At 44.9% G+C, this 22,435-nt stretch carries 39 protein-coding genes; 3 read left to right on the top strand and 36 right to left on the bottom strand.

Features of this window, described 5'->3' with window-relative positions:
* Positions 1–8 precede the first annotated feature (8 nt).
* The 5 genes from rplM to CVD19_RS11995 form a co-directional block, all read right to left on the bottom strand.
* A complete protein-coding gene (rplM, locus tag CVD19_RS12015) occupies positions 9–446 on the bottom strand; it encodes a 50S ribosomal protein L13 (protein ID WP_101582110.1) in 438 nt (145 codons plus the stop codon).
* 181 nt (positions 447–627) lie between these two features.
* Positions 628–1,380 carry a tRNA pseudouridine(38-40) synthase TruA gene (gene truA / locus CVD19_RS12010; RefSeq protein ID WP_101582109.1) on the bottom strand — a complete coding sequence of 251 codons (753 nt, stop codon included), beginning with the start codon at positions 1,378–1,380 and terminating at the stop codon, positions 628–630.
* A 5-nt stretch (positions 1,381–1,385) separates the two neighbouring features.
* A complete protein-coding gene (locus CVD19_RS12005) occupies positions 1,386–2,183 on the bottom strand; it encodes an energy-coupling factor transporter transmembrane component T family protein (protein WP_101582108.1) in 798 nt (265 codons plus the stop codon).
* Positions 2,180–3,049 (bottom strand): energy-coupling factor ABC transporter ATP-binding protein, encoded by an 870-nt coding sequence (locus tag CVD19_RS12000; protein ID WP_101582107.1) that lies wholly within the window; start codon positions 3,047–3,049, stop codon positions 2,180–2,182. Before CVD19_RS12000 ends, CVD19_RS12005 begins: the two co-directional genes overlap by 4 nt.
* Entirely contained in the window at positions 3,025–3,864 is an 840-nt protein-coding gene (locus tag CVD19_RS11995; protein WP_101582106.1) for an energy-coupling factor ABC transporter ATP-binding protein, read from the bottom strand. Before CVD19_RS11995 ends, CVD19_RS12000 begins: the two co-directional genes overlap by 25 nt.
* A gap of 168 nt (positions 3,865–4,032) precedes the next feature.
* Between CVD19_RS11995 and CVD19_RS24715 the strand changes: the two genes are divergently transcribed.
* A complete protein-coding gene (locus tag CVD19_RS24715) occupies positions 4,033–4,197 on the top strand; it encodes a hypothetical protein (protein ID WP_180953601.1) in 165 nt (54 codons plus the stop codon).
* A 144-nt stretch (positions 4,198–4,341) separates the two neighbouring features.
* Here the strand turns inward: CVD19_RS24715 and rplQ are convergent, their stop codons facing one another.
* The 31 genes from rplQ to CVD19_RS11830 form a co-directional block, all read right to left on the bottom strand.
* Complete coding sequence (rplQ, locus tag CVD19_RS11985) at positions 4,342–4,704, bottom strand: 50S ribosomal protein L17 (RefSeq protein WP_101582104.1); 363 nt, start codon at positions 4,702–4,704, stop codon at positions 4,342–4,344.
* A gap of 79 nt (positions 4,705–4,783) precedes the next feature.
* Complete coding sequence (locus CVD19_RS11980; protein ID WP_101582119.1) at positions 4,784–5,728, bottom strand: DNA-directed RNA polymerase subunit alpha; 945 nt, start codon at positions 5,726–5,728, stop codon at positions 4,784–4,786.
* Positions 5,729–5,899: 171 nt separating this feature from the next.
* A complete protein-coding gene (gene rpsK / locus CVD19_RS11975; RefSeq protein WP_101582103.1) occupies positions 5,900–6,289 on the bottom strand; it encodes a 30S ribosomal protein S11 in 390 nt (129 codons plus the stop codon).
* Positions 6,290–6,314: 25 nt separating this feature from the next.
* The gene (gene rpsM / locus CVD19_RS11970) at positions 6,315–6,680 is read right to left on the bottom strand and encodes a 30S ribosomal protein S13 (protein WP_101582102.1); all 366 of its coding nucleotides are present in this window, start codon (positions 6,678–6,680) and stop codon (positions 6,315–6,317) included.
* 23 nt (positions 6,681–6,703) lie between these two features.
* Complete coding sequence (rpmJ, locus tag CVD19_RS11965) at positions 6,704–6,817, bottom strand: 50S ribosomal protein L36 (RefSeq protein WP_000868344.1); 114 nt, start codon at positions 6,815–6,817, stop codon at positions 6,704–6,706.
* 36 nt (positions 6,818–6,853) lie between these two features.
* The gene (gene infA, locus CVD19_RS11960) at positions 6,854–7,072 is read right to left on the bottom strand and encodes a translation initiation factor IF-1 (RefSeq protein WP_096155951.1); all 219 of its coding nucleotides are present in this window, start codon (positions 7,070–7,072) and stop codon (positions 6,854–6,856) included.
* 150 nt (positions 7,073–7,222) lie between these two features.
* Entirely contained in the window at positions 7,223–7,969 is a 747-nt protein-coding gene (gene map, locus CVD19_RS11955; protein WP_101582101.1) for a type I methionyl aminopeptidase, read from the bottom strand.
* Positions 7,969–8,619 (bottom strand): adenylate kinase, encoded by a 651-nt coding sequence (locus CVD19_RS11950; RefSeq protein ID WP_101582100.1) that lies wholly within the window; start codon positions 8,617–8,619, stop codon positions 7,969–7,971. The genes map and CVD19_RS11950 overlap by 1 nt, the downstream gene beginning before the upstream one ends.
* 59 nt (positions 8,620–8,678) lie before the next feature.
* Positions 8,679–9,974: a preprotein translocase subunit SecY gene (gene secY, locus CVD19_RS11945; RefSeq protein ID WP_101582099.1), complete on the bottom strand. Its 1,296-nt coding sequence runs from the start codon at positions 9,972–9,974 to the stop codon at positions 8,679–8,681.
* Positions 9,974–10,414, bottom strand: coding sequence for a 50S ribosomal protein L15 (gene rplO, locus CVD19_RS11940; RefSeq protein ID WP_101582098.1), 441 nt, complete (start codon positions 10,412–10,414; stop codon positions 9,974–9,976). Before rplO ends, secY begins: the two co-directional genes overlap by 1 nt.
* Before the next feature lie 34 nt (positions 10,415–10,448).
* Positions 10,449–10,631: a 50S ribosomal protein L30 gene (gene rpmD, locus CVD19_RS11935; RefSeq protein WP_101582097.1), complete on the bottom strand. Its 183-nt coding sequence runs from the start codon at positions 10,629–10,631 to the stop codon at positions 10,449–10,451.
* A 13-nt stretch (positions 10,632–10,644) separates the two neighbouring features.
* A complete protein-coding gene (gene rpsE / locus CVD19_RS11930; protein WP_101582096.1) occupies positions 10,645–11,145 on the bottom strand; it encodes a 30S ribosomal protein S5 in 501 nt (166 codons plus the stop codon).
* 24 nt (positions 11,146–11,169) lie between these two features.
* Positions 11,170–11,532, bottom strand: a complete 363-nt coding sequence (gene rplR, locus CVD19_RS11925; protein ID WP_101582095.1) for a 50S ribosomal protein L18 — start codon at positions 11,530–11,532, stop codon at positions 11,170–11,172.
* 33 nt (positions 11,533–11,565) lie between these two features.
* Positions 11,566–12,102: a 50S ribosomal protein L6 gene (gene rplF, locus CVD19_RS11920; RefSeq protein ID WP_101582094.1), complete on the bottom strand. Its 537-nt coding sequence runs from the start codon at positions 12,100–12,102 to the stop codon at positions 11,566–11,568.
* 31 nt (positions 12,103–12,133) lie between these two features.
* Entirely contained in the window at positions 12,134–12,532 is a 399-nt protein-coding gene (gene rpsH / locus CVD19_RS11915; protein WP_101582093.1) for a 30S ribosomal protein S8, read from the bottom strand.
* Positions 12,533–12,561: 29 nt separating this feature from the next.
* A complete protein-coding gene (rpsN, locus tag CVD19_RS11910) occupies positions 12,562–12,747 on the bottom strand; it encodes a 30S ribosomal protein S14 (RefSeq protein ID WP_009499044.1) in 186 nt (61 codons plus the stop codon).
* A 25-nt stretch (positions 12,748–12,772) separates the two neighbouring features.
* Positions 12,773–13,312 (bottom strand): 50S ribosomal protein L5, encoded by a 540-nt coding sequence (gene rplE, locus CVD19_RS11905; RefSeq protein WP_101582092.1) that lies wholly within the window; start codon positions 13,310–13,312, stop codon positions 12,773–12,775.
* Positions 13,313–13,338: 26 nt separating this feature from the next.
* Positions 13,339–13,650 (bottom strand): 50S ribosomal protein L24, encoded by a 312-nt coding sequence (gene rplX, locus CVD19_RS11900; protein ID WP_101582091.1) that lies wholly within the window; start codon positions 13,648–13,650, stop codon positions 13,339–13,341.
* Positions 13,651–13,685: 35 nt separating this feature from the next.
* Entirely contained in the window at positions 13,686–14,054 is a 369-nt protein-coding gene (gene rplN, locus CVD19_RS11895) for a 50S ribosomal protein L14 (protein ID WP_101582090.1), read from the bottom strand.
* 41 nt (positions 14,055–14,095) lie between these two features.
* Positions 14,096–14,359, bottom strand: coding sequence for a 30S ribosomal protein S17 (rpsQ, locus tag CVD19_RS11890; protein ID WP_101582089.1), 264 nt, complete (start codon positions 14,357–14,359; stop codon positions 14,096–14,098).
* 20 nt (positions 14,360–14,379) lie between these two features.
* Positions 14,380–14,583, bottom strand: a complete 204-nt coding sequence (gene rpmC, locus CVD19_RS11885; protein ID WP_101582088.1) for a 50S ribosomal protein L29 — start codon at positions 14,581–14,583, stop codon at positions 14,380–14,382.
* Complete coding sequence (gene rplP / locus CVD19_RS11880; RefSeq protein ID WP_101582087.1) at positions 14,573–15,007, bottom strand: 50S ribosomal protein L16; 435 nt, start codon at positions 15,005–15,007, stop codon at positions 14,573–14,575. Before rplP ends, rpmC begins: the two co-directional genes overlap by 11 nt.
* A gap of 1 nt (position 15,008) precedes the next feature.
* Positions 15,009–15,665: a 30S ribosomal protein S3 gene (gene rpsC, locus CVD19_RS11875; protein ID WP_101582086.1), complete on the bottom strand. Its 657-nt coding sequence runs from the start codon at positions 15,663–15,665 to the stop codon at positions 15,009–15,011.
* A gap of 3 nt (positions 15,666–15,668) precedes the next feature.
* Positions 15,669–16,010 (bottom strand): 50S ribosomal protein L22, encoded by a 342-nt coding sequence (rplV, locus tag CVD19_RS11870; protein ID WP_101582085.1) that lies wholly within the window; start codon positions 16,008–16,010, stop codon positions 15,669–15,671.
* An 18-nt stretch (positions 16,011–16,028) separates the two neighbouring features.
* A complete protein-coding gene (gene rpsS, locus CVD19_RS11865; protein ID WP_101582084.1) occupies positions 16,029–16,307 on the bottom strand; it encodes a 30S ribosomal protein S19 in 279 nt (92 codons plus the stop codon).
* A 57-nt stretch (positions 16,308–16,364) separates the two neighbouring features.
* Entirely contained in the window at positions 16,365–17,195 is an 831-nt protein-coding gene (rplB, locus tag CVD19_RS11860; RefSeq protein ID WP_101582083.1) for a 50S ribosomal protein L2, read from the bottom strand.
* Positions 17,196–17,224: 29 nt separating this feature from the next.
* Positions 17,225–17,512, bottom strand: coding sequence for a 50S ribosomal protein L23 (rplW, locus tag CVD19_RS11855; protein WP_180953603.1), 288 nt, complete (start codon positions 17,510–17,512; stop codon positions 17,225–17,227).
* Positions 17,509–18,132: a 50S ribosomal protein L4 gene (rplD, locus tag CVD19_RS11850; RefSeq protein WP_101582081.1), complete on the bottom strand. Its 624-nt coding sequence runs from the start codon at positions 18,130–18,132 to the stop codon at positions 17,509–17,511. Before rplD ends, rplW begins: the two co-directional genes overlap by 4 nt.
* A 26-nt stretch (positions 18,133–18,158) precedes the next feature.
* Positions 18,159–18,788, bottom strand: a complete 630-nt coding sequence (gene rplC, locus CVD19_RS11845; RefSeq protein WP_101582080.1) for a 50S ribosomal protein L3 — start codon at positions 18,786–18,788, stop codon at positions 18,159–18,161.
* 39 nt (positions 18,789–18,827) lie between these two features.
* Complete coding sequence (gene rpsJ / locus CVD19_RS11840) at positions 18,828–19,136, bottom strand: 30S ribosomal protein S10 (RefSeq protein WP_003348621.1); 309 nt, start codon at positions 19,134–19,136, stop codon at positions 18,828–18,830.
* A gap of 450 nt (positions 19,137–19,586) precedes the next feature.
* Positions 19,587–20,495: a R2-like ligand-binding oxidase gene (locus CVD19_RS11830; protein WP_101582078.1), complete on the bottom strand. Its 909-nt coding sequence runs from the start codon at positions 20,493–20,495 to the stop codon at positions 19,587–19,589.
* 228 nt (positions 20,496–20,723) lie between these two features.
* Here CVD19_RS11830 and CVD19_RS11825 point away from each other — a divergent pair, with 228 nt between their 5' ends.
* Positions 20,724–21,824 (top strand): Zn-dependent alcohol dehydrogenase, encoded by a 1,101-nt coding sequence (locus CVD19_RS11825; RefSeq protein ID WP_101582077.1) that lies wholly within the window; start codon positions 20,724–20,726, stop codon positions 21,822–21,824.
* A 163-nt stretch (positions 21,825–21,987) separates the two neighbouring features.
* Complete coding sequence (locus CVD19_RS11820) at positions 21,988–22,419, top strand: hypothetical protein (RefSeq protein ID WP_101582076.1); 432 nt, start codon at positions 21,988–21,990, stop codon at positions 22,417–22,419.
* Positions 22,420–22,435: the final 16 nt, after the last annotated feature.

Below are 22,435 nucleotides of genomic sequence, written 5' to 3'. Positions count from 1 at the left end.
CTTAATAATTATCCACGAAGTTCGTAAACTTCTGGTTGTTGTGCTTGGTGTGGATGCTCATTTCCAGCATACACGTGTAATTTTTTGAACATTTGGCGTCCAAGGGAACCTTTTGGAAGCATGCCTTTGATTGCAAGCTCCAACATTTTTGTTGGGTAGTTAGTGCGCATTTCAAGAGCTGTTCTTGTCTTTAATCCACCTGGATGCATTGTATGGCGGTAGTAGATTTTGTCAGTAAGTTTTTTTCCAGTCAATTCGATCTCAGAAGCATTAATGATGATGACGTGATCGCCAGTGTCTACATGTGGTGTGTAAGTTGGTTTATGTTTACCACGTAGGATTGATGCAACTTCGCTTGCAAGGCGTCCAAGAGTCTTGCCTTGTGCATCAACTACGTACCATTTACGCTCAATATTATTGGCATTAGCCATAAACGTTGTACGCATTGAGTGTTTCCCTCCTAAATAATAAAAAAATCCATTCCGTTGGCTAGATATATTTTACACGAATAAACTTTCCGGGGCTTATCGTGGGGTTAAAATACATACCATATGATATAATATCTCGTCGTGGCCCAAATGTCAACACCAGGATTAGTTGTCATGGACATTTTTCATAAATAAGATATTAATCTTGCGGGTAGAATACTTCCCATAAATACAATCCGTGGCCAGGGGCCGTCTTTCCTGCCAAGCTGCGGTCTTTTCCCTTGAGGATTGCCCTAAGCCCGTAAGGATCTCTTTCACCGGTGCCGACCTCGAGCAGCGTTCCGACAAGTATTCGTACCATGTTGTATAAAAAACCATTTCCGACAAATCGAAATACCAGGAGTTCCCCCTCCTCGAATAATTCAATTTCCTCTATCGTCCTGATCCTGTCGTCAACTTCCGTTTTTGCCGAGCAAAAGCTCGTGAAGTCATGTGTCCCGATGAGATATTTTAAAGCTTCCTTCATCCGTGTGCAATCAAGTTGGTATGGAAATTGATAGGCATAATTCCTGCTGAAAGGATCACGTTTCTTCGATGGGAAAATAAAGTAGCGGTACTCCTTCCCCAGCGCATCATAACGGGCATGAAAGGCGTTGTGAACCCGTTTGACAGAATTGACCGCAATATCTTCCGGCAGGAGCGAGTTCAGGGCCACCTCCCATTTTGCTTGCGGTATGGTGAGCGGAGAATCAAAATGGATAACTTGTCCTTTTGCATGGACCCCTGCATCCGTCCGGCCTGAAGCACTGATCTTTATTTCCGCCCCTTTATGCAGCTTTGACAGTGTGGCCTGAATTTCTCCCTGGACAGTCCTTTTTCCCGGTTGGACCTGGTACCCCGAGAAATTGGTACCATCATAAGAAATGATGGATTTATATCTCTTTTTCTCCATAATGGTTAACCTCTCAACACGACGAGAGTCACGGTAAGTGCGCCCAGCACGAGCATCATGCCGGTATCACGGAATGACCATCTCAGCTGCCTGTATTTCGTCCGGCCTTCCCCGCCGCGGTAGCCCCGGGCTTCCATTGCCACTGCCAGCTCCTCGGCCCGTTTAAACGAGCTCACAAACAGCGGAATTAACAGCGGGATGATTGCCAGAACCCTTTGCTTAAGAGGTCCGCTCGCATACTCTACTCCTCTGGCCATCTGGGCTTTCATGATTTTATCCGTTTCCTGCATCAGTGTCGGGATGAACCTGAGTGAAATCGACATCATCAAGGACAGCTCGTGAACGGGGAACTTGAACCTTTTTAACGGGCCCAGCAAAGATTCCAGCCCGTCCGTAATTTCTATTGGTGTTGTCGTTAGGGTCAACAGGGATGTCATGACGATAAGCAGAAGGAACCGCAACGAAATGAAGATCCCCTGCCGGATCCCTTCCTCGTATATTCGCAGCCATCCAAGCTCATACAAAAGGTCACCTTCTTTTGTCAAAAAGACATGCAGGAACAAGGTGAAAATGACGAGCCAAAGCACCGGCTTCAAACCGGAATATAAAAATCGTGGTTTAATCTTCGACAGGGCAGCCATCCATAATGTGTATAATGCTAAAAGTGCATAAGTGAAGAAATTGTTTGCAATGAATACGATACAAACGTACAGGAACACAATTAACAGCTTGGAGCGCGGATCCATCCGGTGCAGGACTGAATCTGCCGGCACATAGCGCCCGAATATCATTTTGTCCATCATTTCGGTACCCTCCTGTGCATGAAGGCGGCAACAGTCTCAGTAAGTTCATCGATTGTTAAGCATGTCTTCGGGAATTTTGTCTGGAAAGCATGTTCCAGCTTCATCTGCATGCGCACAACCTCAGGCACATCCAATCCAAGCTTGGCGAGGCTTTCGGGTGAAGAAAAGATTTCTGCCGGTGTCCCTTTTCTATAGACTGAGCCCTGATGCATGATCACAATTTCATCAGCGTACATTGCGGCATCCTCCATGCTGTGCGTCACAAGGACAGTTGAGAGGTTTCTTTCCTTATGAAGCCGGTAAAATAGGTCCATAATCTCTTTGCGCCCCCGGGGATCCAGACCGGCTGTCGGCTCATCAAGAACAATCACTTCAGGATCCATTGCAAGCACACCGGCAATTGCCACCCGGCGCATTTGGCCTCCCGATAAATCAAACGGAGATTTTGAGAGAATCTCATCAGGCAGCCCAACCTGCCGGATCGCTTCTCTTGCACGTACTTTTGCGTCAGCTTCGGACACGCCAAAATTCATTGGCCCAAAGCAAATATCTTTTTCAACTGTTTCTTCAAACAGCTGATGCTCAGGGAATTGAAATACAATGCCGACATGCTGGCGGATTTCTTTTAAGTTTTTTTCCTTCCGGTTGGCTTTGATTTCCCGGCTGCCAAGCAATACGGTTCCCTTCGTGGGCTTCAATAAAGCGTTCAGGTGCTGCAGTACTGTTGATTTCCCTGAACCAGTATGGCCGATGATAGCAATGTATCGCCCTGATGGGATGTCAATCGATACATCTGATATCGCAAGGCGCTCAAATGGTGTATTGGCCTGGTAGCGGTATTCTACATTTTTAAGTGAGATGTCCATAGTTCTGCCACCAACTCTTCTTCCGTTAAATAAAGCCTTGTTACTGGAAGTCCTTTTTGTTTTAATGCCTTGCTTACCTTTACTGGGAAGGGGATATCGAGCCCAAGCTCAACCAGTTGTTCGTCCATTTGAAATATTTCTTCCGCGGTACCTTCGCGGAATAATTCACCCTTGTTCATGACCAGGATGCGATCGGCTTTAGCGGCCTCTTCAAGATCATGGGTAATCGAAATGACTGTGATGTTTTCTTTATCTTTCAAGGTCCTTACGGTTTCTAAAACCTCTTCACGCCCGCGCGGATCCAGCATGGACGTTGCCTCGTCCAAAATGATAATGGCCGGCCGCAACGCCAGTACTCCCGCGATGGCAACCCTCTGTTTTTGTCCCCCAGAAAGATGGTGCGGCTCTTGATCGAGAAAAGCTTCCATGTTAACTTTTTTTAACGAGTCCTGCACACGTTCTATCATAACCTTTTGTGGAACCCCATGGTTTTCCAGACCAAAAGCCACATCATCCTGAACTGTAGTGCCTACGAATTGATTATCCGGATTCTGAAATACCATCCCAATTTGTTTACGTACATCCCAAACGGTTTCCTCATTCAGGCTGACCCCGCCAACCGTGATCGACCCTTCTCCAGCAAACTGAAGGCCGTTTAACAGCTTTGCGAGCGTGGATTTCCCTGAACCGTTATGGCCCACAATTGCCAGCCATTCCCCTTCAAAAATGTCAAAACTCACATTTTTTAATGCGGGGGTTTGCTGTCCTTCATATTGGTAGGTTACATTCTTTAATGTTACTAGAGGCTTTTTCATGCCGTTCCTCCTCTCAGCTCTGCTTCTCTCTATCTCTGCTTTACCAGTTTATTGTTACATGCGCTCCCGCAAAAAAAAACAGGATATATAAAAAAAGCCTGCACCTCGCTCCGTGCGGAAAGCGTGAATCCGCATGAAACTCTCGATCCTGTTAAGGAATGGGAGGAGGTGCATGAGCTAGACGAGACATTAAAGGATTGCCCTAACGACCATCTGGTTGATAGGTTGCCAGCCACATTGACAGTGGCAGCCCCTGAAAAGGCTATCCCCCGACTGCGCGCGCTTTCCATCGTGCAGGTTTGCACAGTTGAAGCACTGCAGTTCGGCATATAATATGTTGATATTAACGCTCATCATAACGCTCGTTTTTGGCTTGTTACTTACTATACTGTTTTCAGGGAACTCCTGCTAAAGAAAAAAGGGGATGAAACAAGTTTGTATAAACTTCTCCATCGCCCTTGTTGTGTTTTCAGCTTATTAAACTAGCTCAATGATAACCATTGGCGCGCCATCACCGCGGCGAGGTCCAAGTTTCATGATGCGAGTATAACCACCCTGGCGCTCTTGGTAACGAGGAGCGATATCAGAGAATAACTTTTGAAGTGCATCCTGGTTTGTTTCACCATTTGCTACTTCATTGCGTACCCAAGCAGCTGCCTGACGGCGAGCGTGAAGGTCACCACGTTTTCCAAGAGTGATCATTTTTTCTACAACTGAACGAAGTTCTTTCGCACGGGTTTCAGTTGTTTCAATACGCTCGTTGATGATTAGGTCAGTTGTCAAGTCACGCAGCATCGCTTTACGTTGGGCGCTAGTGCGTCCTAACTTTCTGTATGGCATGAGTGTTTCCCTCCTTTGTTGAAGTCAAGATTCGGCTTTTCGCAGCTAACAGCAAAATGCCTAGTTAATTGGCTATTAACTAGTCATCTTTACGTAAGCCCAGTCCAAGCTCTTCTAGTTTTGCTTTTACTTCTTCTAACGATTTTCTTCCAAGGTTGCGGACCTTCATCATATCTTCTTCCGTCTTATGTGCAAGCTCCTGGACGGTATTGATTCCGGCACGCTTCAAGCAGTTATAAGAACGAACAGAAAGATCAAGTTCTTCAATAGTCATTTCAAGGACTTTTTCTTTTTGGTCTTCTTCTTTTTCAACCATGATTTCAGCGTTTTGAGCTTCATCTGTAAGGCCGACAAAGATGTTCAAATGCTCGGTCAAAATTTTGGCCCCCAAAGCGATTGCTTCTTTTGGACCTGTGCTTCCATCTGTCCAAACGTCAAATGTCAGCTTATCGTAGTTAGTCATTTGGCCTACACGGGTATTTTCTACCTGATAGGTTACACGAGAAACTGGTGTGTAAATAGAATCGATTGGGATGACCCCGATCGGCTGGTCTTCGCGCTTATTTTGGTCTGCAGGCGTATAGCCTCGTCCCCTTCTTGCCGTCAGGCGCATACGTAATGAACCTTTATTGGAAAGAGTAGCAATACGAAGATCTGGATTCAGGATTTCAACATCGCTGTCATGACTGATGTTTGAAGCAAGAACTGCTCCTTCACCCTGCATATCGATTTCCAATGTCTTCTCTTCATCCGAATAAATTTTCAAAGCCAGTTTTTTTACATTTAAAATAATAGATGTTACGTCTTCTACTACGCCTTCAATTGTTGAGAACTCATGAAGCACACCATCGATTTGAATCGCTGTAACAGCGGCACCTGGGAGTGAAGATAATAGGATACGACGTAAGGAGTTACCCAAAGTTGTACCATATCCACGCTCAAGCGGTTCTACGACAAATTTGCCGTATTTGGCATCACCGCTGATATCAACCGTTTCGATTTTTGGTTTTTCTATTTCGATCATCAAAAATATACCCTCCTTCAAAACGTCGAAACCCCGGCATTTCTGACATACCGAAATTCCCCCATGTATACGTTCCCGTCAGTGCACAACAACTGGATTAAGTTTTCTGCATAAGAAAAAAATTGTATCATATCCCATTATAGACAGGGATACAAAATCTATACAGAAAAATTAAACACGGCGACGTTTTGGCGGGCGGCAGCCGTTATGTGGAACTGGAGTAACATCTTTAATCGCAGTAACTTCAAGGCCTGCTGCCTGAAGAGCACGGATAGCTGCTTCACGTCCGGCACCTGGTCCTTTAACAGTTACTTCAAGAGTTTTCATGCCATGTTCCATGGAAACTTTAGCTGCTGTCTCTGCGGCCATTTGTGCTGCGAATGGAGTGGACTTACGTGATCCTTTGAATCCAAGGGCACCTGCGCTTGACCAGGAAAGAGCATTTCCATGTACATCAGTAATAGTTACGATTGTATTATTGAAAGTTGAACGAATATGCGCAATTCCGGCTTCAATATTCTTTTTGACGCGGCGTTTGCGGGTATTAGTTTTACGAGCCATTTTAACTGATTACCTCCTTTACCGATTATTTTTTCTTGTTAGCTACAGTCTTACGAGGACCTTTACGAGTACGGGCATTGTTCTTCGTATTTTGTCCGCGGACAGGAAGACCACGACGATGACGCAAACCACGATATGAACCAATTTCCATTAAACGCTTGATGTTTAAAGAAACCTCACGGCGAAGGTCACCTTCAACCTTTAATCTGTCAATAATGTCACGGATTTTGTTTAACTCTTCTTCAGTTAAATCACGGACACGAGTGTCTTCAGAAACACCAGCTTCTGCAAGAACTTTTTCAGCAGTTGGCCTGCCGATCCCAAAAATATATGTTAAAGCGATTACTATACGTTTTTCACGAGGAATATCTACACCAGCAATACGTGCCATCTAAATGCGCACCTCCTTCAGTTTTAACCTTGTTTTTGTTTATGCTTAGGGTTTTCACAGATCACCATTACTTTGCCGCGTCTGCGTATGACTTTGCATTTTTCGCAGATGGGCTTAACAGATGGTCTCACTTTCATTACTCTAACCTCCTTGATAGTACGGAGTGCATCAGTTTATTTAAAGCGGTAGGTAATACGTCCGCGAGTCAAATCATATGGAGATAGCTCTACAGTCACTTTGTCTCCAGGAAGGATCCGGATGAAATGCATTCGGATTTTTCCAGAAACATGAGCCAGCACCGAATGACCGTTCTCTAATTCTACCTTAAACATCGCATTTGGCAAAGTTTCAACCACTGTGCCTTCCACTTCAATTACATCATCTTTCGCCATCGAACTTAGTCTCCCTTCTTCAAGTCATATGTGTTTTACAAACGGGGCGTTCTTCAACCTTATAATTATACCATAATGACCGGCAACAGTCGCCAATTTGGCTGAAATATGACCTTTTTGAACGGACTGGTCTAAATCGATCATCTAACTTCAGGCTTTTGTTAAAATCTCGTAACCAGTTTCAGTGATCGCGATAGTATGCTCGAAGTGAGCGCACCGCTTTCCGTCCACCGTTACGACTGTCCAGTTATCGGTCAGAGTTTTGACATACCGGCTTCCTGCATTCACCATTGGTTCAACACAAAGAACCATGCCAGGTTTTAACCTCGGCCCTTTATTCGGGGGACCGTAATGAGGAATTTGCGGGTCCTCATGTAATTCTTGCCCGATACCATGGCCGACATACTCGCGAACAATAGAAAAGCCGTTTGATTCCACATACGATTGAATCGCGTGAGAGATGTTCGATAGACGTTCACCTGGCTTCGCTTCCTTCAGGCCAAGGTAAAGAGATTCTTCCGTAACGTCCAACAGGCGCCGGGTCTCTTTATCTATACTTCCAACTGGATATGTCCAGGCAGAATCACCATGATATCCGTTGAATTTTGCACCAATATCGATGCTGATTACATCGCCTTCATGAAGAACCCGTTCTCCAGGTATCCCGTGAACTAGCTCATTGTTCACCGACGCACATATGCTGCCCCGGAACCCATTATAACCTTTAAAAGATGGGACAGCATCATGGCTTAGGATGAAATCTTCAGCAATGGCGTCCAGTTCTTTCGTACTGATACCAGGAACGATATGTTTCTTCAGCTCCTGATGGGTAAGCGCAACGATGCGTCCGGCTTCCCGCATGATTTCTATTTCACGAGGGGTTTTGCAAATGATCATTAATTTAAGCCCCCAAGCAACCCATCGATATCAGCAAATACTTTGTTTATATCCTGCTGACCATTGAAATTGCGCAAGTAGCCCCTATCCTCGTAAAAGCCTAAAAGCGGCTTCGCCTGCTGCATGTTCACATCAAGGCGGTTTTGAACTGTTTCCGCGTTATCATCGGCACGCTGGTACAGTTCTCCCCCGCAACGGTCGCATACACCCTCAACTGCCGGAGGGTTAAACACAAGATGGTATGTCGCTCCGCAGTTTTTACAGATGCGGCGGCCTGTCAACCGCTCCATGAGGATTTCTTGATCGACGTCTATGTTGATGACATAATCAAGCTTCTTGCCCAGCCCTGCAAGCATGTTTTCGAGTGCTTCCGCCTGGGCAACTGTGCGTGGAAAACCATCAAGAAGAAACCCTTTCTGGCTGTCTTCCTTGCTTAAGCGCTCGCGGACAATCCCGATCGTCACTTCATCAGGGACAAGTTCACCCTTATCCATGAATGACTTTGCTTTTAAACCTAGTTCCGTTCCTTCTTTTATAGCTGCACGGAACATATCTCCAGTCGAGATATGAGGGATGTGGTATTTTTCCACAATTTTTTCGGCCTGTGTGCCTTTGCCCGCACCCGGAAGGCCCATCAAAACTAAATTCACAAGAAATCCCCCTCGAGCCATTATGTTTACAGTTTAGGGAACACCATGTCCCCTAAACTTTATTTAATAAAACCTTTATAATGGCGTTTTACAAGCTGGGCTTCCAGCTGTTTCATTGTTTCCAGTGCTACACCAACTACGATGAGCAAGCTTGTTCCGCCAATCTGGACTGATTGCGGCAATCCCGCAAACTTAATGAAGAACACAGGCAGAACTGAAATGACCGCCAGGAATAAAGCACCAACCAGGGTCAAACGGTATAAGACCCTCGTTAAATATTCCTGAGTTGTTTTCCCTGGGCGAATGCCAGGCACATAACCGCCCTGTTTCTTTAAGTTTTCAGCTACCTGCTCAGGGTTGACCTGGATAAATGCATAAAAATATGTGAACGCAATGATTAAAGCAACATAGACGATCATGCCGATCGGCTGTGTGTAATCAAACGTTTCGATTATCCAAGTGGTAACGTCATTCGTTCCGAAGAATTGTGCAATCGTCGGAGGAGTGACGACAAATGATATCGCAAAGATAACCGGGATTACTCCGGCAGCATTTACTTTCAACGGAAGATGTGTTGATTGTCCGCCCACCTGATTGCTCCCTGCCTGCATGCGTTTTGCATACTGGATAGGAATTTTACGGTTGGCCTGCTGCACAAAGATAACTCCAACAATAATTGCGATAACAGCTAATGCGATTAATACAACAGTTAAAATCCGCAGGAAAAGCTCTTCGCCTGCATTTTCGAACTGTTGTGCATAGATTTGGTTAACCATTGTCGGCATTCCTGCTGCGATACCGGCAAAGATAATAATTGATATACCGTTGCCTACTCCTTTTGCGGTAATCTGTTCGCCCAGCCACATTAAAAATGCAGTCCCGGCAGTCAGCACTAACGCAATGAGAAGATAGTTTGTGATGCTTGTGTCACTAATGAGCATGCCATTGGCCATATTATTAAAGCCGTAGGACATGCCCAGCGCCTGGATAAAACCGAGCACAATCGTGAAATAGCGTGTAAACTGAGCCAGTTTACGGCGCCCTACTTCTCCCTGCTTAGACCATTCCGTAAACTTTGGCACTACATCCATTTGCAAAAGCTGTACGATGATCGATGCTGTGATATACGGCATGATGCCCATAGCAAGAATCGAGAAGTTTTGCAGCGCACCGCCGCCAAAAGTATTCAGGACACCGAAAACATTCAAGTCATCCTGTGCTTTTAATATATCTGAATTTACACCTGGCACCGGGATAAAAGCGCCAATGCGAAATACAATCAACATTAAAAGGGTGAATAAGATTTTATTTCTAATTTCACCCACGCGCATAAAATTGGAGATTGTTTGAAACATTAAATCACCTCAGTTTGACCGCCGGCTGCTTCAATTGCTTCTTTGGCGGCAGAGGAGAACTTATGGGCTTTAACTGTAAGCTTTTTCTCGATCTTGCCGTTAGCAAGAATTTTAATGCCTGCTAACTCTTTTCTTACAAGCCCAGTTTCAATTAGAAGTTCTGGAGTCACTTCTGTTCCGTCTTCGAACTGGTTTAAAGCATCAAGGTTAACAACTGCATATTCTTTGCGGTTGATGTTCGTGAAACCGCGCTTAGGCAGACGTTGGAACAAAGGAGTTTGACCACCCTCGAATCCAGGACGTACACCTCCGCCAGAACGTGCATTTTGACCTTTATGACCTTTTCCGGCAGTTTTACCGTTCCCTGAACCGATACCGCGCCCTTTGCGCTTGCGTTCCTGGCGGGATCCTTCTGCAGGCTTTAGTTCGTGAAGTTTCATGTTGGCACCTCCTTATTATTAAGAAGAATAAAATTTATTTTTCAACAACTGTTACAAGATGGGCTACTTTCGTGATCATGCCGCGGATCGCAGCATTATCCTGATGTTCAACTGTCTGGTGCATCTTGCGCAATCCAAGAGCTTTAACTGTTTCGCGCTGGTCTTGCGGACGACCGATAACGCTGCGAGTGAGGGTAATTTCTAGTTTATTGGCCATTTGATTTCCCTCCTTATCCTAACAGTTCTTCTACTGATTTACCGCGTAACTTAGCTACGTCTTCAGCACGCTTAAGTTGTTTTAATCCGTCCATAGTTGCACGAACCATATTAATTGGTGTGTTGGATCCCAGTGATTTTGACAGGATGTCAGCTACACCAGCAAGTTCAAGCACCGCACGGACTGGTCCGCCGGCAATGACTCCTGTACCTTCTGAAGCAGGCTTAAGAAGGATTTCACCAGCACCAAATCGTCCGATAACTTGGTGTGGAACAGTTGTACCAACCATAGGCACCTGGATCAAGTTTTTCTTCGCATCTTCAATTGCTTTGCGGATCGCATCTGGCACTTCTTGTGCTTTACCAGTACCAAAGCCGACATAACCGTTTTTGTCGCCCACTACTACTAGTGCAGTGAAACGGAAACGGCGTCCACCTTTAACAACTTTAGCAACACGGTTAACCGTAACCACGCGTTCTTCTAGTTCAAGTTTGTTTGGATCAATACGACGCATCTTTATGTGTCCCTCCTTTTGCGATTAAAATTGTAAGCCATTTTCACGGGCAGCGTCTGCCAATGCTTTAATGCGGCCATGGTAGAGGTATCCGCCACGGTCAAATACTACACTTGAAAATCCTTTTTCAACAGCGCGCTTGGCAACCAATTCTCCGACCTTTTGTGCTGCTTCAAGATTGCTTGTGGACTCAAGGTTAAAATCTTTATCTAAAGTAGAGGCACTTGCTACAGTAACTCCATTGACATCGTCGATTAATTGAGCGTAAATGTGTTGGTTGGAACGGAACACATTTAAACGAGGACGAGCTTCAGTTCCGCTTAATTTCGCACGGACACGGGCGTGTCTTTTTCTGCGAGTCGCGTTTTTGTCAGCCTTCGTAATCATTTACGTCACTCCTTTCGTTTAACCTATGCGGCATTACTTACCTGTTTTACCTTCCTTGCGGCGGACATGTTCGCCTTCATAACGAATACCTTTACCTTTATACGGCTCAGGAGGGCGTACGTCGCGGATGTTAGCAGCAAGTGCGCCAACACGTTCTTTATCTGTACCTTTTACAACCACCTTCGTGTTTGCAGGGACTTCAATTTCAAGGCCTTCTTCAGGCTCGATTTCTACTGGATGAGAATAACCGACACTTAGTACAAGTTTTTTACCTTGCTTGGATGCACGGTATCCAACCCCTACTAGCTCAAGTGATCTTTCAAATCCTTTAGATACACCTTCAACCATGTTCGCCAACACCGCGCGAGTTGTTCCGTGCAATGCACGATGTTGCTTCGCATCGGATGGGCGGCTTATGTTGATTACGTTATCTTCAACTTTAATTTCCATTTCAGGGCTGAAAGTACGAGACAATTCACCTTTAGGCCCTTTTACAGTTACGAGGTTGTCATCAAGCGCCACTGTGACGCCAGTTGGAACCTCAATTGGTTTTTTACCTACGCGAGACATTTATTGCACCTCCATTCATTCAGAAACTGTTTTACCAAACGTATCCTAGAACTTCTCCGCCAACTTGCTTTGCACGAGCTTCTTTATCAGTTAATACACCGGTAGAAGTTGACACAAGCGCGATTCCCAGACCGTTAAGTACACGTGGCATTTCAGTAGACTTAGCGTAAACGCGAAGTCCTGGCTTGCTGATCCTTTTAAGACCAGTAATAACACGTTCATTATTGGCACCGTATTTTAAGAAGATACGGATAATACCTTGTTTGTTATCTTCGATATATTCGACGTCACGCACGAAGCCTTCTCGCTTCAGGATTTCAGCGATTTCCTTCTTCATGTTGGAAGCAGGTACTTCCAACTTTTCGTGACGAACCATATTCGCGTTACGAATACGAGTAAGCATATCTGCAATCGGATCTGTCATGACCATTATTTTTACCTCCTTCCCAGACTTGGGTTTTACCAGCTAGCTTTTTTGACACCAGGAATTTGTCCTTTGTATGCTAATTCACGGAAACAAATACGGCAAAGCTTAAATTTACGGTATACAGAGTGCGGACGTCCGCAGCGCTCACAACGAGTGTACTCTTGTACCTTGTATTTAGGCGTGCGTTTTTGTTTCGCAATCATTGATTTCTTAGCCACGTTTTCGCCTCCCTCTATTTAGAGATTACTTCTGAAATGGCATTCCGAATTGTGTTAATAGTTCACGAGCTTCTTCATCAGTGTTAGCAGTCGTTACAATAACAATGTCCATGCCACGGATTTTACTTACTTTATCGTAATCAATTTCAGGGAATATTAACTGTTCTTTAACACCTAATGTGTAGTTTCCGCGTCCGTCGAATGACTTCTTGGAGATACCGCGGAAGTCACGTACACGTGGTAAAGATACTGAAATTAACTTGTCCAGGAATTCATACATGCGTTCACCGCGAAGGGTTACTTTCGCTCCGATCGGCATGCCTTCACGGAGACGGAAGCCAGCGATGGATTTTTTCGCACGTGTTACAACTGGCTTTTGGCCTGTGATGGTCGATAATTCCTCTACTGCGTTATCAAGTGCTTTTGCGTTGGCAACAGCGTCGCCTACACCCATGTTGATTACGATTTTTTCAAGCTTTGGTACTTCCATTACAGATTTATAGTTGAACTTGCTCACAAGAGCAGGGGTAATTTCTTTATTGAACTTTTCTTTTAGGCGGTTCATCGATTGTACCTCCCTTCATCAATAGACTATTTATCTAGAACTTCACCGGATTTTTTCGCTACGCGTACTTTTTTGCCGTTTTCCTCTTTAAAACCAACTCGGGTTGGCTGGCCGGATTTCGGGTCGATAGGCATAACGTTTGATACATGGATAGGTGCCTCCTGGTTGATGATTCCGCCCTGCGGATTCACCTGGGAAGGTTTAGCATGTTTTTTAACAACATTCACACCTTCTACAAGTACTCGGCTTTGCTTTGGATAAGCTGCAAGGATGATCCCTGTTTTGCCTTTGTCCTTACCAGAGATGACCATAACTTTGTCACCTTTTTTTACATGCATCTGTGCGCACCTCCTTAAAGGCATAGAAATTTATATTATAGTACTTCTGGAGCTAATGATACGATTTTCATAAAGTTGTTGTCGCGAAGTTCACGTGCAACTGGTCCGAAGATACGAGTTCCGCGAGGGCTCTTATCGTCACGGATAATTACACAAGCATTTTCGTCGAAACGGATGTAAGAACCGTCGTTACGGCGCATTCCGCTCTTTGTACGAACAACAACCGCTTTGACTACGTCACCTTTTTTAACAACGCCGCCTGGTGTTGCTTGTTTCACTGTACAAACGATAACGTCACCGATATTGGCAGTCTTACGGCCAGAGCCGCCAAGGACTTTAATAGTAAGAACTTCACGTGCTCCTGAGTTATCAGCAACTTTTAAACGTGTTTCCTGTTGGATCATGCGAGTAACCTCCCTTCGGAATAAACCTTAATCCCGAACAATTAGATAATAACAGCTTTTTCCACCACTTCTACAAGACGGAAGCGCTTGGTAGCAGAAAGCGGACGAGTTTCCATGATACGTACTACATCGCCGATTTTTGCCTGGTTTTGCTCATCATGAGCTTTAAACTTTTTAGAGTATTTTACACGCTTACCGTACAGAGGATGCTTTTTGTAAGTTTCAACAAGAACAGTGACAGTTTTGTCCATCTTGTCAGATACAACGCGTCCTGTGTACAATTTGCGTTGGTTGCGTTCACTCATTGTGATTGCCTCCTCTCATCTTATCGATTGTTGACGCCAATCTCTCTTTCACGAATAACAGTTTTCATGCGAGCAATCGCTTTGCGTACTTCACGAATGCGAGCTGTGTTTTCAAGTTGTCCAGTCGCTAATTGAAAGCGCAGGTTGAAAAGCTCTTCTTTTAGGGATTTAGCTTTTTGTTCAATTTCGGCAGTGGTAAGGTCACGAATTTCATTAGCTTTCATTAGTTTCACCACCAATTTCTTCTCGTTTTACAACCTTGCATTTAACAGGAAGTTTGTGTGCTGCAAGCCGTAATGCTTCGCGTGCGATTTCTTCAGAAACGCCAGCAATTTCGAACATAACTTTTCCAGGTTTAACAACTGCTACCCAGCCTTCAGGAGAACCTTTACCGGAACCCATCCGCACTTCTAGAGGCTTTGCAGTGTATGGCTTGTGAGGGAAAATTTTGATCCAGACTTTACCGCCACGTTTCATATAACGTGTCATCGCGATACGGGCTGCTTCAATCTGGCGGTTTGTAATCCAGGAAGCGTCCAGTGCCTGCAAACCGTATTCACCAAATGTTACTTCTGTACCGCCTTTTGCACGTCCGCGCATTTTTCCGCGGTGCTCACGACGATACTTAACGCGTTTAGGCAATAACATATTATTTGCCTCCTTCCTCGGATTTCTTCTTGGCAGGAAGAACCTCTCCACGATAGATCCATACTTTTACGCCAAGCTTTCCGTAAGTTGTATCTGCTTCAGCAGTAGCGTAGTCGATATCAGCACGAAGAGTATGAAGTGGAACTGTTCCTTCGCTGTAATGTTCTGAACGGGCGATATCAGCACCGCCTAAACGGCCGGATACCATTGTTTTGATACCTTTAGCGCCAGCACGCATTGCGCGTTGGATTGCCTGCTTTTGTGCACGGCGGAAAGATACACGGTTTTCCAGCTGGCGTGCAATGTTTTCAGCAACCAATTTCGCATCGATATCAGCTTTTTTGATTTCAAGAATGTTTATATGAACACGTTTGCCAGTAAGTTGGTTCAGCGCTTTTCGGAGTGCTTCAACCTCAGTACCACCTTTACCGATAACCATTCCAGGCTTTGCAGTATGGATAGTTACATTTAGACGGTTAGCAGCACGTTCGATTTCTATTTTAGAAAGAGAAGCATCGCTTAAACGCTTAGTCACGTACTCACGAACTTTAAGGTCTTCGTGCAAAAGATCAGCATAGTCTTTGCCTGCGTACCATTTGGATTCCCAATCACGGATGATTCCGATACGCAAACCGACTGGATTTACTTTTTGACCCACTGATTATCCCTCCTTCTTTTCTGATAAAACGATAGTGATGTGGCTTGTGCGCTTGTTAATTGCGCTTGCGCGGCCCATAGCGCGCGGACGGAAACGTTTCAATGTAGGTCCTTCGTTGGCATACGCCTGGGATACTACAAGATTGTTAACATCCATTTCATAGTTGTGCTCTGCGTTCGCTAATGCAGATTTCAATACTTTTTCAACGATTGGAGAAGCTGCTTTTGGGGTAAGGTTTAAAATCGCCACCGCTTCACCAACTTGCTTTCCTCGAATTAAATCTAGAACTAAGCGAGCTTTACGAGGAGCAATACGAACTGTTCTAGCAACAGCTTTAGCTTGCATGAAGATGCCCTCCTCTCATTAACGTCTTGTTTTCTTATCGTCACTGGCATGGCCTTTGTAAGTACGAGTTGGAGCAAATTCTCCAAGCTTGTGGCCTACCATGTCTTCAGTAACATATACAGGTACATGTTTGCGACCATCGTAGACAGCGATAGTGTGTCCGATGAATTGTGGGAAGATCGTTGAACGGCGAGACCATGTTTTCACGACTTGCTTGCCGTCAGTTTCATTTAACTTTTCGATCTTATTGATTAAATGCTCATCAACAAAAGGTCCTTTTTTTAAGCTGCGACCCATGATTGAACCTCCCTTCGTGATTGCGCTACGGTTCGTGTGAACCGTAGTTCAATCCCGTTATTTTTTACGGCGACGTACGATAAACTTGTCGGACTTGTTTTTCTTCTTGCGTGTTTTGTAACCAAGAGTTGGTTTGCCCCATGGTGACATTGGTGATTTACGTCCGATAGGAGCGCGTCCTTCACCACCACCGTGCGGGTGATCGTTAGGGTTCATTACAGATCCACGGACAGTCGGGCGCTTGCCTAACCAGCGTGAACGACCTGCTTTACCGATGTTGATCAATTCGTGCTGTTCATTGCCTACCTGGCCTACAGTTGCACGGCATTCCGCAAGGATCATGCGCACTTCGCCAGAGTTTAAGCGGATCAGCACATACTTGCCTTCTTTACCAAGCACCTGTGCAGATGTACCAGCTGAACGGACCAATTGTCCGCCTTTGCCAGGCTTCAACTCGATGTTGTGGACAACTGTACCAACTGGAATGTTAACAAGCGGAAGAGCATTTCCTACTTTAATGTCGGCTGTTGGGCCTGCCATTACTTCCATTCCAACTTCCAGGTTCTTAGGAGCAAGGATGTAACGCTTTTCTCCATCCACATAGTTAATTAATGCGATGTTCGCTGAACGGTTTGGATCATACTCGATCGTAGCAACGCGTCCAGGAATGCCATCTTTATTACGTTTAAAATCGATAATACGATATTGACGTTTATGACCGCCGCCTTGATGACGAACAGTTAACTTACCTTGGTTATTACGGCCGCCTTTGCTCTTCAATGGAGCAAGCAGGGATTTTTCCGGCTTATTAGTCGTGATTTCAGCAAAATCAGACGCTGTCATGTTACGACGACCGTTAGAGGTAGGTTTGTACTTTTTAATCGCCATTTCGTTTCCCTCCTCTTCTTATTAAGTGATTATACTTCGAACAATTCGATTTCTTTGCTGTCTTGAGTCAATTTCACGATGGCTTTACGACGCTTGTTTGTGTAACCGCCGAATTTGCCCATGCGCTTGAACTTGCCTTTATAGTTCATGATGTTTACTTTCTCAACTTGAACACCGAAAATTTCTTCTACAGCGTCTTTAACTTGAGTTTTGTTAGCTCTGACATCAACGTCAAAAGTGTATTTCTTTTCGGCCATTAAGTCAGAAGTACGTTCAGTAATAACGGGGCGCTTAATGATATCGCGTGCATCCATTATGCAAGCACCTCCTCTACTTTTTCAACCGCTGCTTTTGTAATGATCAGCTTATCATGATTCAAAACATCTAAAACGTTGATTCCTTCAGCAGGAACAACTGTGATGCCAGGAATGTTACGAGCAGAAAGCGCAACGTTTTCGTTCAGAGCTTCAGTAACAATAAGAGCTTTAGTGTTAACTGCAAGACCCTGTAATACGCTAGCGAATTCTTTTGTTTTTGGTGTATCAAACGCAAGGTTTTCAAGCACCAAGATGTCTTCTGCCAATACCTTTGAAGAAAGAGCGGATTTAATCGCCAGGCGGCGCACTTTCTTAGGCAGTTTGTAGCTGTAGCTGCGTGGAACTGGTCCGAATACTGTACCACCGCCGCGCCATTGCGGAGAGCGGATAGAACCTTGACGGGCACGGCCAGTGCCTTTTTGGCGCCATGGCTTGCGGCCACCGCCTGCTACTTCAGAACGAATTTTTGTTTTATGAGTACCTTGACGCAGAGATGCTCTTTGGGCAACAACCGCCTCAAACATAACGTTATTGTTAGGCTCAATACCAAACACTGAATCGTTTAGTTCGATTTCGCCAACTTGTGATCCAGCCTGGTTTAATAATGCTACTTTTGGCATTCCTTTTTGCCTCCTTTCCTGTAAAATTACTTCGCTTTTACCGCACTTTTAATTTTTAACAACGCTTTGCGGGGACCCGGAACGTTTCCTTTAATCAAAAGAAGGTTGCGTTCTGCGTCGATTTTAACAACTTGCAGGTTTTGAACAGTGATCTGCTCTCCGCCCATACGGCCAGGCAACGCTTTGCCTTTGAATACACGGTTTGGAGCAACAGGACCCATTGAACCTGGGCGACGGTGGTAACGGGAACCGTGAGCCATTGGTCCGCGGGATTGTCCGTGGCGCTTGATGGAGCCCTGGAAACCTTTACCCTTCGAGATACCTGTTACATCTACTAAATCGCCTTCCGCGAAAATACCAACTTTGACTTCCTGACCAACTTCGTACTCTGCTAAGTTAACTCCGTTGAATTCACTAACGAAGCGCTTAGGAGCAGTGTTTGCCTTTGAAACGTGGCCTTTTTCCGGTTTGTTGGCAAGCTTCTCACGCTTGTCTTCAAAACCAAGCTGGACAGCTTCGTAGCCGTCAGTTTCGCCAGCTTTCACTTGAAGCACAACGTTTGGAGCAGCTTCAACGACAGTTACCGGGATAAGATCTCCATTTTCAGCAAATACTTGAGTCATACCGATCTTTCTTCCTAAGATTCCTTTGGTCATTACAGTCACACCTCCTAATTATCAGTTATGTTTATTTCATTAAAGTTTGATTTCGATATCTACACCTGATGGCAGGTCTAAACGCATCAACGAGTCGACAGTTTGTGGCGTTGGGTTGATGATGTCGATCAGACGCTTATGTGTCCGCATTTCAAACTGCTCACGTGAATCCTTGTACTTGTGCACCGCACGAAGAATTGTGTAAACAGACTTTTCTGTCGGAAGCGGGATCGGACCGGATACAGCCGCACCAGAACGTTTCGCTGTCTCGACGATTTTTTCTGCAGATTGATCAAGAATCCTGTGATCATAAGCTTTTAAACGGATACGAATTTTTTGTTTTGCCATTACTTTCCCTCCTTTTCGCCTATTTTAGAATAGACATTCTCCGCGAAAATTTCCCACACACTCGCCATGGCAAAGCGGCCGGGTGTGTCAGCAACCTTCCGCATCATCGCAGTCAAAGACCAACATTGTCTATTATACAGAAAACATAAATAGAGCGCAACATTTATTCCGCTTTTGTTTATGTTTTGCACACTTTTTCTATTATAACGGCTTCCTTTCAAGTTTTCAAGAGCGGATTTCAAGTTCCCTCGCTTAATGGACATTCTCTGTTTCTTTCATGAACCAAATGGTTCCTGCAAACGTTAAATTCCGACCGTAAAGTCATGTTTCTTCTTATTAATATACATCGCTTCATAGAAAAAGGATGGCCAGGTAAGCCATCCTGTAAAAGGGGGAATCAAGGAGTAGAAATAAACCGATTGAAAATGGGTGTAATTCACTTATTAAAAGTTATTCCGCGGCAGCTACTTCCTCCTCGATATCGGAATAGGCATCAAAATCCTGCTTGGCACGGGCGATGCTGGACTCGCGGGCATTATACTGCTTGATCGCATAATCGGTCATGATCGACCAGTCAATTCCGTAGACATCCTGCCCCTCGGTGATAGAAATGGTGTCGTTGATCAATCCAATTGCATAAGGCAGCAAGTCGTCCATCGTCGCGGAAAAGACATCGTATAATGCTGGGTCTGCCGCAATAAGCCGCCGTAAGGAATAGGTGCCAAAACCGATATGCCGCCCTTCATCACGGCTTAAATTTATAATCCCTTGAATGATTCCTGGAAGCATTCCACTTGCCTCGAACGCCAGCCTGAAAGAATGGTAGCCTGACTCAGCAAGCATTCCTTCAACCACCATATGGTAAGTAGTCAACGCGCGGACCTGGGCTGCCGGCGAATCATCTGTATAGAGGGCATTCATCGCCTGCGGAAGTTTTTCATAAAAGATTTTCTTATAGTTATCGGTATGGAATTTTGACAAGTCCTCAGTCATTCCCACTTCCTGGCGCCATCGCGCAAAAAATTCCGTATGCTTTGCCTCTTCATATAAAAAAGTAGTCAAGTAAATCGTGTCTTCAAGCCGGCCTTCATTGCCCATCGTGTATAACACTGGCAAGAAGTCTAACGTTACGGCTTCCTCCCCTGCCCCAAACAAGGCAACAAGCTGCGCTACCATTTCCCGCTCTTTTGGTGATGCTTTCGCAATGTTTGCCCGATCAACAGAGAAGTCTATATCCCCTGGGTTCCAGCCTCCGAATTTCTTTGCTTTTTCATAAAGCTTATACATCGGATGGTTCCAGTCCAACAGCTTATCAGTTGACGATTGAAACTGCTCATGGACTTGTTTTAATCCTTTCATTATATAATCCTCCTTCTTTCTTGAAATATTACTAACTATAAAGTACATGATGAAAAGAGACAGCCACAATTCGTAATTTGTCGGTAGATCTACCTTCATTCTTCGGGTGCCGCCCTTCCTGAACAGAAAACAATACGAGCTTTTTCGATATTTATTTATAAAATTCTTAATCTTATAATAAATGTATTGATGTACGAACAATAGCTGACGCCAAAAAGGAGGTAGTTTATGAGGGCTGCAGTTTTAAAGGATTACGGACAAGAAGTAACTGTTGAAAATGTCGAGCTGGATTCACCCAAAAAGGGCGAGGTACTCGTCAAGATTAAGGCAGCAGGGATTTGTCATAGTGATTTGCATGTCGTATCTGCCGATTTGCCACTTCCTGTCCCAATGGTGCTCGGGCACGAGGGAGCTGGAGTCATTGAAGAAGTTGGCGAGGGTGTCACCAGGGTACGAAAAGGTGACCATGTCGTCTTAAACTGGGTCCCCGAATGTGGTGAATGTTATTACTGCAATATCGGCAGGAAGGACATGTGTGATACAGCCCAATATACTGCCCAAACAGGAGCCCTGCCAGACGGGACGACCCGTTTTCACTCAAAAGATGGGCAAATATTTCAATTTAGTATGACCGGCACTTTTAGTGAGTACACAGTTGTGCCAGAGGCCGGGGTTATTCCAATCAGGAAAGATGTTCCATTCCCTCAGGCTGCCCTGGTTGGCTGTGGTGTTTTAACGGGGTTTGGGGCGGTCGTTAATACAGCAAAGGTTAAACCAGGAAGCAGTGTCGTCGTCATTGGAGCTGGCGGAGTCGGCTTGAACGTCATTCAATCTGCCCAGCTGGCTGGTGCGGGAAAGATTATCGCGGTTGATGTTGCAGCAAACAAATTTGATATCGCCCGGCAGTTTGGCGCAACCCATACTGTTGATGCCTCTGAAGACGATGTGATCGACCAGGTGCTTGAATTCACAGATGGAAGTGGAGCTGATTATGCCTTTGAAGTCATAGGCCGTCCGAACACGATAGCCCAGGCATATAACTGTCTTGGAAAAGGCGGCATGGCAATAGTTGTCGGCATCGCTCCCCCGAATGAAGATGTCGCCATCAATGCGTTTTCGCTCCCAGCCCAAAGCAGGACGATCACCGGCTCCTGGTATGGACAGAGCAACCCCATCGTGGATATACCTAAAATCCTGGATTTATATATGGCCAAAAAAATCAAGCTTGATGAGTTAATTACAAAAAGATATACATCACTTGACGGCATAAATGAAGCCTTCAACGATATGAAGGAAGGCAAGGTAGCAAGGAGCGTTGTGGAACTTTAAACTCGTGGCCGGCTTTAGCTGAAGAATATCCACTGGTTCTCAGGCAATGGTGATTCTACTGGACTTTGCGCTTAGATAATTCCGTGATTTTGTCCGATAGCTACCATAACATCGCCCCTTAGCCGGGCATAACATAAAAATCCAATCCAAGGAGGCAATAATAATGGCATATTTTCAATCGGCAGAGGATCTGTATAACGTATTTGAAGGTTTTTTTAATGAAGTAAAGGATTCAGAGCAGTCCAAAGCCATTATGGCTTCATATCAGAAGTCATCTCATCATGATGCGCTTGTCCAATATATTTACCACAAACCTGAAGCAAAAGTCACCTGGGTTCCGAATGACAAAGGCAGCATTGACGTTATTTATGGGGACACAGATGTCAACCCAGAATTGACCTTTGAAATGAACGCGGATATCGGCCATAAATTTTGGCTTGGAAAGGTGGACCTCACTCAGGCTTTGGCCCGCCAACAAATGAAAGCTACCGGCCCTCTTTCCAAATCGCTTAAGGTTGTGCCTCAGCTTCAGCAATGGTTTCCTTTATATCGTGATTACTTAATCAGAACGGGCCGTGAAGAATTAGCCGGATAAAGTAAAATTTTTTAAC

The organism is Bacillus sp. T33-2 (assembly GCF_002860205.1).
Classification (GTDB): Bacteria; Bacillota; Bacilli; order Bacillales; family Cytobacillaceae; genus T33-2.
This window is presented reverse-complemented; position numbering and strand designations above follow the sequence as displayed.